Source organism: Pseudomonas sp. NY15374 (assembly GCF_048068255.1).
Lineage (GTDB): Bacteria > Pseudomonadota > Gammaproteobacteria > Pseudomonadales > Pseudomonadaceae > Aquipseudomonas > Aquipseudomonas machongensis.
The window spans coordinates 930,884-940,628 of record NZ_JBLUPZ010000001.1 but is presented as its reverse complement, the minus strand read 5'-3'; the positions used below and the strand labels follow the sequence as shown (position 1 = coordinate 940,628).

Annotated in this window: 8 protein-coding genes and 2 pseudogenes; 4 read left to right on the top strand and 6 right to left on the bottom strand. The window is 62.1% G+C overall.

Going from position 1 to position 9,745, the window contains the following annotated elements:
- From ACNFHO_RS04355 to ACNFHO_RS04330, 6 genes and pseudogenes are all read right to left on the bottom strand, one after another.
- A pseudogene (locus ACNFHO_RS04355) lies at positions 1-346 on the bottom strand (hypothetical protein); the annotation flags it as partial.
- 140 nt (positions 347-486) lie between these two features.
- Positions 487-2,685: a xanthine dehydrogenase family protein molybdopterin-binding subunit gene (locus ACNFHO_RS04350; protein WP_416765388.1), complete on the bottom strand. Its 2,199-nt coding sequence runs from the start codon at positions 2,683-2,685 to the stop codon at positions 487-489.
- Positions 2,682-3,683 (bottom strand): FAD binding domain-containing protein, encoded by a 1,002-nt coding sequence (locus ACNFHO_RS04345; protein ID WP_416765386.1) that lies wholly within the window; start codon positions 3,681-3,683, stop codon positions 2,682-2,684. Before ACNFHO_RS04345 ends, ACNFHO_RS04350 begins: the two co-directional genes overlap by 4 nt.
- Positions 3,680-4,207: a (2Fe-2S)-binding protein gene (locus ACNFHO_RS04340; protein WP_414155476.1), complete on the bottom strand. Its 528-nt coding sequence runs from the start codon at positions 4,205-4,207 to the stop codon at positions 3,680-3,682. The genes ACNFHO_RS04345 and ACNFHO_RS04340 overlap by 4 nt, the downstream gene beginning before the upstream one ends.
- A gap of 114 nt (positions 4,208-4,321) precedes the next feature.
- A pseudogene (locus ACNFHO_RS04335) lies at positions 4,322-4,399 on the bottom strand (hypothetical protein); the annotation flags it as partial.
- Positions 4,400-4,574: 175 nt separating this feature from the next.
- Complete coding sequence (locus tag ACNFHO_RS04330) at positions 4,575-5,492, bottom strand: LysR substrate-binding domain-containing protein (RefSeq protein ID WP_112898264.1); 918 nt, start codon at positions 5,490-5,492, stop codon at positions 4,575-4,577.
- 173 nt (positions 5,493-5,665) lie between these two features.
- Between ACNFHO_RS04330 and ACNFHO_RS04325 the strand changes: the two genes are divergently transcribed.
- From ACNFHO_RS04325 to ACNFHO_RS04310, 4 genes are all read left to right on the top strand, one after another.
- Positions 5,666-6,415 (top strand): SDR family NAD(P)-dependent oxidoreductase, encoded by a 750-nt coding sequence (locus ACNFHO_RS04325; protein ID WP_416765383.1) that lies wholly within the window; start codon positions 5,666-5,668, stop codon positions 6,413-6,415.
- Between the two features lie 99 nt (positions 6,416-6,514).
- On the top strand, positions 6,515-7,813 hold the full coding sequence (locus ACNFHO_RS04320; protein ID WP_063544916.1) for an MFS transporter: 1,299 nt from the start codon (positions 6,515-6,517) through the stop codon (positions 7,811-7,813).
- Between the two features lie 17 nt (positions 7,814-7,830).
- Entirely contained in the window at positions 7,831-8,676 is an 846-nt protein-coding gene (locus ACNFHO_RS04315) for a transketolase (protein WP_063544917.1), read from the top strand.
- The gene (locus ACNFHO_RS04310) at positions 8,676-9,695 is read left to right on the top strand and encodes a transketolase family protein (protein WP_063544918.1); all 1,020 of its coding nucleotides are present in this window, start codon (positions 8,676-8,678) and stop codon (positions 9,693-9,695) included. The genes ACNFHO_RS04315 and ACNFHO_RS04310 overlap by 1 nt, the downstream gene beginning before the upstream one ends.
- The last annotated feature ends 50 nt before the right edge of the window (positions 9,696-9,745 follow it).

Below are 9,745 nucleotides of genomic sequence, written 5' to 3'. Positions count from 1 at the left end.
AGCCCCCTCCCCGTGGGGGGCGCGGGGGGGCGTGTGTGTTTTGGCGGGCGCGGGGGCGGTGCTCCACCCCCCCACCCGCGGCCCCTATGCGCCTTCTGTCGCGCAAACGGGCAATCACAACGGGTAACTCGCCAATCACCGCCGGCGACAGCAGATCCTGCAGATCGATGGCGTAGTCCATCTCGCGGCGAGCCCGGTCAGCCACGGCGTTGACCACTTCTGCGCCATCCTGGGACGGCTCGACGTGCACACGGAACGGGCGCTTGCCTAAAGGCAGGCCCACCACCCGCACGATTTCGCGCGCCACTTCGGCAGGGTCGGCGTCGTCAGGCTCCAGATGCTTCAACCCGTCTAGCGCCTTGCCCGGCACATCGGCATAGGGACCGTTCTCATATTCGGCGGCAATGGCGGTGTCGACCGGTTTTGCACGAGCACATCGAGGCGCTGCCGATAGCGCAAGGCGGATGGGGACTTGGCCCCACCCGATCAGAGCACTTTATCGAGCGTGATGGGAAACTCCCTCACACGCTTGCCCGTGGCATGGTAGACCGCGTTGGCCACCGCAGCGGCCACCCCGACCACTCCAATTTCGCCCACCCCCTTGGACCCGAGCTCATTGACAATCTCGTCGTGCTCTTCAACGAAGATCACGTCGATATCCTCGATGTCTGCGTTCACCGGGATGTGGTACTCCGCCAGGTTGTGATTGACGATGCGGCCCAACCGATGGTCGGTCAGCGCTGCTTCATGCAGGGCCATGCCAACCCCCCACACCACGCCTCCCAGGATCTGACTGCGCGCAGTTTTCGGGTTGACCACGCGCCCAGCCGCCACGGCGCTGACCACACGTACCACCTTGATCGTGCCAAGGTCTTCGTCGACGTGGACTTCCACGAATACCGCCGAATGCGTGGCGGTGGAGAACGGTTGGCGCCGGGCGCCGGGCTCGGCGTCGATCTGCACTTCGAACTCACCGTCGGGGGCGCTCGCCACGATGTCCGCCAAGGCCCAACGCTGGCTGCCAGCGTGCAAGTAGCCATTGGCGAAAACGATCTGCTCCGAGGGGGTGCTGGCCACCTGGGGATATATGTTCCGCGCATGCTCCAGCACCTTGGTGCGCAGAACCTGGCAGGCCTGGCGCACGGCCGAGCCCACTGACGACACCGTGAACGATCCGCCCTGAAGCGGTGCGGTGGGCAGTGAAGAGTCCCCCAGCACGAAGGTGACGTCCTGCACCCTGGTGCCGGCAGCATCGGCCGCGATCTGTGTCATGACGGTATAGGTGCCGGTCCCGATATCGGTGGTGGCACTGCTGACGGTGAGGTGGCCATTGGCATCGATGCGCGCCTTGGCGCTGGCCTTCATCTGCATGGCTTCCCAGACGCCACCGGCCATCCCCCAGCCGATCAATTGGTTGCCATTACGCATGCTGCGCGGTTGGGGGGTGCGCTCATGCCAGCCAAAACGTTCGGCACCTTGCTGGTAGCAGGCCAGCAATTCCTTGCTGGAGTAGGGCTTGCCCTCGTTGCCATTGTTGGCGGCGAAGTTGCGTCGGCGCAGCTCTACCGGGTCAATCTTCGCTGCACAAGCGAGCTCATCCATGGCGCATTCCAGCGCAATCATCCCGGACCCGGCCCCAGGTGCCCGCATGTCCAGCGGGGTGTACACATCGAGCGAGGCCAGGCGATAGCTGAGCGCGACGTTGTCGCACTGGTAAAGCATGCCGCTCCATTCCACCAGGTGCTCGGTGAAGTCCTCGAAGCGGGAGGTCTGGCCAAGCGCATCGTGAGCGATTGCCAGCAAGCGCCCGTTTGCGTCTGCCCCCAGGCGCAAGCGTTGCTCGGTGCGGGGCCGGTAGCCAAAGGTGAACATCTGCTGGCGGGTCAGGGTCACGCGCACCGAGCGCTTCAGGTGCAACGCCGCCATCACTGCCAGCGGCAACTGGTACTGCGGGCGCAAGCCCGAGCCGAAGGCTCCGCCGACGAACGCCGCGCGTACACGAATATTGGCCTTGGGCAGGCCGAACACCTTGTGCAGGTAGTCCTGGCAGTTCTGCGTGCCTTGGGTCTTGTCGTGGATTTCCAGAGCGCCGTCGGCCTTGTAGTGCACGGTCGACGCATGGGGCTCCATCGGGTTGTGGTGCTCGTTGGCCGTCAGGTAGGTCGCATCCACCTGCACCGGCGCACCGGCAAACTGCCCGGGGAAGTCGCCACGTGGCGCCGGCGTTTCGGCGGGTGCCGGATGCGACTGCTGGCATGCGCCCAGGTCTGTCTGGTGAGACTCCTCGGCATAGTCGATCTTGAGCAGCGAGCCTGCATACCGGGCCAGTTCGAGGGTTTGAGCGACCACCAGCGCTACCGGTTGCCCGCTGTAGAGCACTCGATCATTGAACAAGGGCCGAAACGGCGAGCCCTCGGCAGAGTCGGCATCGCTATAGTCGTCGTCATAACTCGATATATGCGGGCGATGGCCATGGTCGAGCACGGCGATTACCCCGGGTACGCGCAAGGCCTGCGTGCTGTCGATGTCGAGTACCCGACCGCGGGCGATGGTACTGGACACGACGCTGCCGTGTAGCAGGCCCGCCTCGGGGTATTCGCCCGCATAGCGGGCCTGCCCGGTGACCTTCGCCACACCGTCCACCCGGTCCATTGGCGTGCCGACTACTGGTGTGCTTTTGGTCATGGTCGTGCTCCCCCGTTAGCGGCGCCGCGCGCCGCGTCATCCAATGCACGCACGATTGCTCGCTGAGCGAGCGTTACCTTGAAACCGTTGTGGCTCAGAGGTTGTGCACCTTGCAGCAACGTTTGCGCGGCGCGGGTGAAGAGTGCTTCAGAAGGCACCTGGCCGACCAACATGCGCTCGACAGCCAGGTCTCGCCAGGGCTTGTGGGCAACGCCGCCCAACGCCAGACGCGCCTGTTGAATCACTTCGCCATCGAAGCTCAGGGCTGCAGCGACTGATACCAGCGCGAACGCGTAGGAGGCGCGGTCGCGTATTTTCAGGTAACGGTAATGGTGTTCGAAGATTGGGGGCGGCAGCTCGATGCCGGTCACCAGTTCATCGAATGCCAGTTGATTGTCGCGCTCGGGGGTGTCCTCGGGCAGGCGATGGAAATCCGCGAAGGGTATCTGCCGTTCACCGGACGGCCCTTGTACGTGCACCACGGCCTCGAGCGCTGCCAATGCCACGCACATGTCCGAGGGATGGGTCGCGACACAGGCATCGCTGGCGCCGAGAATGGCATGGATGCGGTTCATGCCCGTACGCGCAGGGCATCCGCTGCCTGGTTCGCGCTTGTTGCAGGGGGTGCCGGTGTCGTAGAAGTAGTAGCAGCGGGTACGTTGCAGCAAGTTGCCACCGGTACTCGCCATATTCCTCAACTGCGGCGATGCCCCAGCCAGGATCGCGTCTGACAGCAATGGATAATGCTGCTCGATCATAGGGTGCCAGGCCAGGTCGGCATTGCTCACCCGTGCACCGATCAGCACGCCGCCGCCGGGAGTGGGGTGGATACCGTTCAGCCCGAGTCCGGAGATGTCGATCAGACGCTTGGGGCGGACCACGTTTTCCTTCATCAGGTCGACGAGGTTGGTACCACCCGCGATGAAGTGCGAGCAGGCATCAGCCAGGTTTACCGCTTCGCTGACCGAGTTGGGCTTGTGGTAGCTGAAAGGTGTCATGGATTCTGCCCTCGTTGTGGCTCGATCCCATCCCTCATCAACGGCAGGGCTTCTTCCACCGCCGCGACGATGTTGCCGTAGGCACCACAGCGGCAAAGATTGCCGCTCATCTGCTCGCGAATGGTCTCCCGGTTGTCGGCACGGCCCTCGTGAGCCAATCCGACTGCCGAGCAGATCTGCCCCGGGGTGCAGTAACCGCACTGGAACGCATCGTGGGTAATGAAGGCGCGCTGCATGGGGTGCAGGACGTCGCCGCTGGCCAGTCCTTCGATGGTCACCAGGTCGGCGCCGTCGCACATGATGGCCAAGGTCAGGCAGGCATTGACGCGCTTGCCATCACGCAGCACCGTGCAGGCGCCGCACTGGCCATGGTCACAACCTTTCTTGGTACCGACCAGGTCCAATTGGTCACGTAGCAGGTCGAGCAACGTGACCCAAGGATGCACCTGCAGTGTTCGGGACTGACCATTGAGGGTCAGACAGATGGGGTGCGTTTCAGCCCCATTGGAAGAGATCGCGCTCATGGTGAGGTCCTCACGGTCAGGGTACGCGCAGTGTGCTGCGTCTCTGTCGTGCGACAGGCCCGGCTGACTAAACGTTCAGCCGGGTCGCCGAGGGGGCGGTCACTTCTCGCCAGGCAGCACCGGCTGGTGGGCCATGCGGGCATCGTACAGGCCGGTGAGCAGGTGCAAGGCGCCTGGGCCAGAGGTGGCCACGCCTCGATATCACGGGGTCAGTCCGCAGCAGTATCAAGCGCAGCTGGCGGAGCAGGGGTTGGGGTTGGGGTAGGGGTAGGGGTAGGGGTAGGGGTAGGGGTAGGGGTAGGGGGCATCAGTGTGCGCTGTGCCCCATGGCCTGACGGCGTGTCGTTCAAACTTGGATAGTTAAGCGTCAGAAAACGAACTGGTGCCCCAGTTCCTTCTCTACCCAGTGCAGAAAACACCGCACCCTGGGAAAGGCTGCGTGGGCCTTGGGAAACACCAGATGGTGCGCAGCGACCGGTGCACCCAGGGCCTCGGGCGCCACTTTCACCAAGGTCCCGGCTTCCAGGTATTTCTGCGCCAGCAAGCCACTTTCCAAAGCGAAGCCCAGGCCGTGGCTGGCGGCCTCCAGACTCATGTAGGAACGGTCGAAGCTCAGCGCATAGGGTTTTTCGGGCCGTGCCAGCCCGTGCTGGGCAAACCACGCCGGCCACCTCAACAAGGTCGCCTCGGACAGGATCAGGTCGCAATCGAGCAGGTCGCTGGCATCATGCACCGGATGGCGGGAGAGGAGCTTGGGTGCCGCCAGCACCTCGAAGGTCTCGTTACTTACCGTGCGGACTTCGTAACTGGGCCAGTTCGGATCGCCATGGCGAATGTCCACGTCGATCTTGTCACGGCTGAAATGCAGCGCCTCGTAGGAGCATGACAAATTGATCTGAATGGACGGGAACTCCTCGCGAAACGCCTCGAGACGCGGCATCAGCCAGAGCAGGCCGAAACTCGGTGAAGAGTGCAGGCGCAGGCAGTCAAGGCTGACATCGCTGCTGGCACGTTCGGTGGCGATGGCAAGGCTGTGCAGGATACCCGAGACGTCTTTCAGGTACTGCTGGCCAACTGAGGTAAGGGCTACGCCACGTGCGCCACGCACGAACAGCTGTCTGCCGATCATGGCCTCGAGTTTGGCAAGCTGATGACTGACCGCCGAGGGGGTCAAGTCCAGCACCTCGGCAGCTCGAGCAACGTTGCCGAACCGGGCGGCCTGCTCGAAAGCCTGGATGGTCTTGAGCGGTGGCAGTGGCGATGCCGCGTCGTTTACCGAGCGCATACAGATTCTCCAAAGCGTTATTTTTATTCGGGGAAACCCGTAGGATAGCGCAGAAGGGCTGAATTTTTTTCAGCATCGGATGATTTTCACGTTATTGCTCACGTAGCTCGCGGGCCACAAGCTGAACCCACGATTCCTGAATCGGCCCATAACAACAAACAGAGGGTTCACACATGCTTCTCCAAGGTAAAGTCGCAATCATCACCGGCGCAGCGTCCGCACGTGGCATTGGCCGTGCCACGGCCGCAACGTTCGCTCAGCAAGGTGCCCGCGTGGTAATCCTCGATCTGGACGAATCTGCTGCCCGCGATGCTGCCGCCTCACTGGGCGAAAGCCATCTGGGCCTGGCTGCGAACGTCGCTGACGAGGCCCAGGTTCACCGCGCTGTTGCCACGGTTGTCGAACATTTCGGCCGCATCGACGTGTTGATCAATAACGCCGGCATTACCCAGCCGCTGAAGACCTTGGATATCCGTGGCGCTGATTATGACAAGGTGCTGGATGTCAGCCTGCGGGGCACGCTGCTGATGTCGCAGGCGGTGATCCCGCAAATGCGTGAGCAAGGCAGCGGCAGCATCGTATGCATGTCCTCTGTTTCTGCACAGCGCGGCGGGGGCATTTTTGGCGGCCCGCACTACAGTGCCGCGAAGGCCGGCGTGCTGGGCCTTGCCAAGGCGATGGCGCGTGAACTGGGGCCGGACAACGTGCGTGTCAACTCCATCGCACCGGGTTTGATCCACACAGACATCACCGGTGGGCTGATGCAGGATGAACGCCGCCACGCGATCATCGAAGGCATCCCCCTGGGCCGCCTTGGCCAGGCCCAGGATGTCGCCAACGCTGCACTGTTCCTCGCCAGCGACCTCTCTACCTACCTGACCGGCATTACCCTGGATGTCAACGGCGGGATGCTGATTCACTGAGTACACGTGGGCGGGCCGGCCCACGGCCCGCGCGGTTCTGGATCAATGACAGCCAAGTTTCAGGCCTGGCTGCCAATAACAACAAGAGATCAGACCAGCATGACTACCTTATCGCTCGAAGCGGTTTCGACCGTGCGTACCTCCGCCTACCGCAAGACCGCCTGGCGCCTGATGCCGTTCCTGATGCTGTGCTACCTCTGCGCCTATCTGGATCGGGTCAATGTCGGTTTCGCCAAGCTGCAGATGATGAACGATCTCGCCTTGAGCGAGACAGTCTACGGCCTGGGTGCGGGCATGTTCTTCATAGGCTATTTTCTCTGCGAAGTTCCTAGCAACATCATCCTTCACAAAGTGGGCGCACGGGTATGGATCGCGCGCATCATGATCACCTGGGGGATCATTTCCGCGCTGTTCGCATTCGTCGAAACAGCGTGGCAATTCTACGTCCTTCGATTCCTCCTTGGTATCGCCGAGGCAGGCCTTGCGCCAGGGCTGCTGCTGTACCTTACCTACTGGTTCCCTTCCTATCGCCGGGCACGCATGACGGTGTTGTGGTTCATCGCCATCCCACTGTCAGGCATGGTTGGCGGGCCTCTCTCCGGTTGGATCATGAACCAGTTTGCCGGCGTGCACGGTTGGGCCGGTTGGCAGTGGATGTTTGTGCTCGAAGCGGTGCCGACGGTGCTGGTTGGCCTGCTGGTACTGGCTTACCTCAAGGACGGCGTGCACCAGGCCACGTGGCTGAACGACGAAGAAAAGGCCCTGGTTACCCGCGAACTGGCCGAGGACAACCAACAGAAAGTCAGCCATGGTTCGGTGGGGGAATTCATCCGCGACCGTCGGTTGTGGTTGCTGGCTGGCATCTACTTCTGTGTGGTCATGGGCCAGTACGCCATTACCTTCTGGCTACCGACCTTGGTGCGCAATGCCGGTGTATCTGACCCGCTGCACATCGGCATGCTGTCCAGCCTGCCTTACCTGTGCGCCATTGCCGCGATGCTGTTGGTCGGTCGCAGCGGCGACAAGCACCGCGAGCGCCGCTGGCATCTGATCATACCGATGATTGTCGGCGCCATGGGGCTCAGCCTGGCCGCTTTGATGGGCGGCAACGTGACACTGTCGATCCTCAGCTTGTGCCTGGCTGCGTCGGGAATCCTCTCGGCCACCTCGCTGTTCTGGATGCTGCCCACCACGCTTCTGGGCGGTGTGTCCGCTGCCGCAGGCATCGCCGCCGTCAACAGCTTTGCCAACCTGGCCGGCTTCTGCTCGCCCTACCTGATTGGGTGGATCACTACCCAGACCGGGTCCAGCGCCATCGGCATGTATCTGATTACAGCCGTCCTGCTTGCGGGGGCCTCGTTGGTCCTGCGCATCCCCGCTGCAGCGGTCAATCGTTGAGTTAACGGAGCTACGTAATGAATACGAACACTATGCTGAAGCCCGCCTTGAGCCTGGCCGAGCGCGCGCACAACATCCGTCGCCACGCGTTGCGCATGGGGCAGGTGCAAGGTCAAGGTTATGTGGGGCAGGCCCTGGGCGCTGCGGACCTGCTGGCAGTCTCTTACTTCCATGCACTGAGCTATCGGTCCGATGATCCTGACTGGGAACCGCGCGACCGCTTCTATCTGTCCATCGGTCATTATGCCATTGCGCTGTATGCCGCCTTGATCGAGGCCCGAATCGTCCCGCTCGATGAGTTGGAAACCTATGGTTCGGACGACAGCCGCCTGCCCATGTCCGGCATGGCTGCTTATACGCCGGGCATGGAAATCACCGGCGGGTCGTTGGGGCAGGGGTTGGGTATTGCGGTTGGTGCTTGCCTGGGCCTCAAACGCAAGCAATCGACTTCTTTCGTTTACAACCTCTTGTCAGATGGTGAGCTCAATGAAGGCTCCACTTGGGAGGCCGTCATGTCGGCCTCTCACTGGAAGCTCGACAACCTCATCGCCATCGTCGATGTGAACAACCAGCAGGCCGATGGTTATTCCAGCGAAATTCTTTCTTTTGAACCAATCGTCGATCGTTGGCAGGCGTTTGGGTGGTTCACCCAGCGAGTCGATGGCAATGACATCGAAGCCCTGGTCGCAGCGTTCGATGCGGCGCGCAATCACACAGGCGCGCAACCGCGCGTGATCATTTGCGATACGAAGATGGGCAAGGGGGTACCGTTCCTCGAAACGCGGGAAAAGACCCACTTCATACGCGTGGAAGAACATGAATGGGCGTTGGCGCTCAACAATCTCGAAGAAGGAAAACAGTGATGAGCAAGCCGAATAGTTCTACTTCGACTGCCGAGCCAACCAAGAAGCGCCTGACCACTTCGGCCATGATCGCCTCGATCGCCGCTGAGGGCCAAGCGACCCGCTCGGCGCCCTTTGGCCATGCCCTGGCTGCGCTGGCTGAGCAGCGCCCTGAAATTGTCGGGCTGTCCGCAGACCTGTCCAAATACACCGACCTGCATATTTTTGCCAAGGCGCACCCGGACCGCTTCTACCAGATGGGCATGGCCGAGCAACTGTTGATGAGCGCGGCTGCGGGCATGGCAAGGGAGGGGTTCGTACCCTTCGCCACCACCTATGCCGTGTTTGCCTCGCGGCGCGCCTACGATTTTATCTGTATGGCAATCGCCGAGGAGAACTTGAACGTGAAGATCGTCTGTGGGCTGCCCGGGCTCACTACCGGTTATGGCCCAAGCCACCAGGCGACTGACGATCTCGCCATCTTCCGAGCGATGCCAAACCTGATGATCGTCGATCCCTGCGACGCCGTGGAGATCGAACAGGCAGTGCCGGCAATCGCTGCTCACCAGGGGCCGGTCTACATGCGCCTGCTGCGCGGCAACGTACCGGTAGTGCTTGACGAATACGGGTACAAATTCGAAATCGGCAAGGCCAAGACCCTGCGCACCGGCAGGGACGTGCTCATCATCTCCACCGGGCTGATGACGATGCGCTCGCTCGAAGCGGCCAACAAGCTCCAGGCCGATGGTGTCGACGTTGCTGTGTTGCACGTGCCGACCATCAAGCCTCTGGATGAACACACCATCCTGGCCGAAGCGAAGCAGTCCGGACGGCTGGTGGTCACCGCCGAAAACAGCAGCATCATCGGCGGTTTGGGCGAGGCGGTTGCCGGATTGTTGATGCGCAACGGCGTTACGCCGACGTTCCGCCAGATCGCGCTGCCCGATGCGTTTCTCGATGCCGGTGCCTTGCCGACGCTTCATGACCGTTACGGTATCTCGACCGAAGCCGTGTGTGCGCAGATCAAAGCCTGGCTCTGATAATCGCTGGACAGGGCATGGAAGCCCTGGCAGCGATGGAGGGAAGGGCG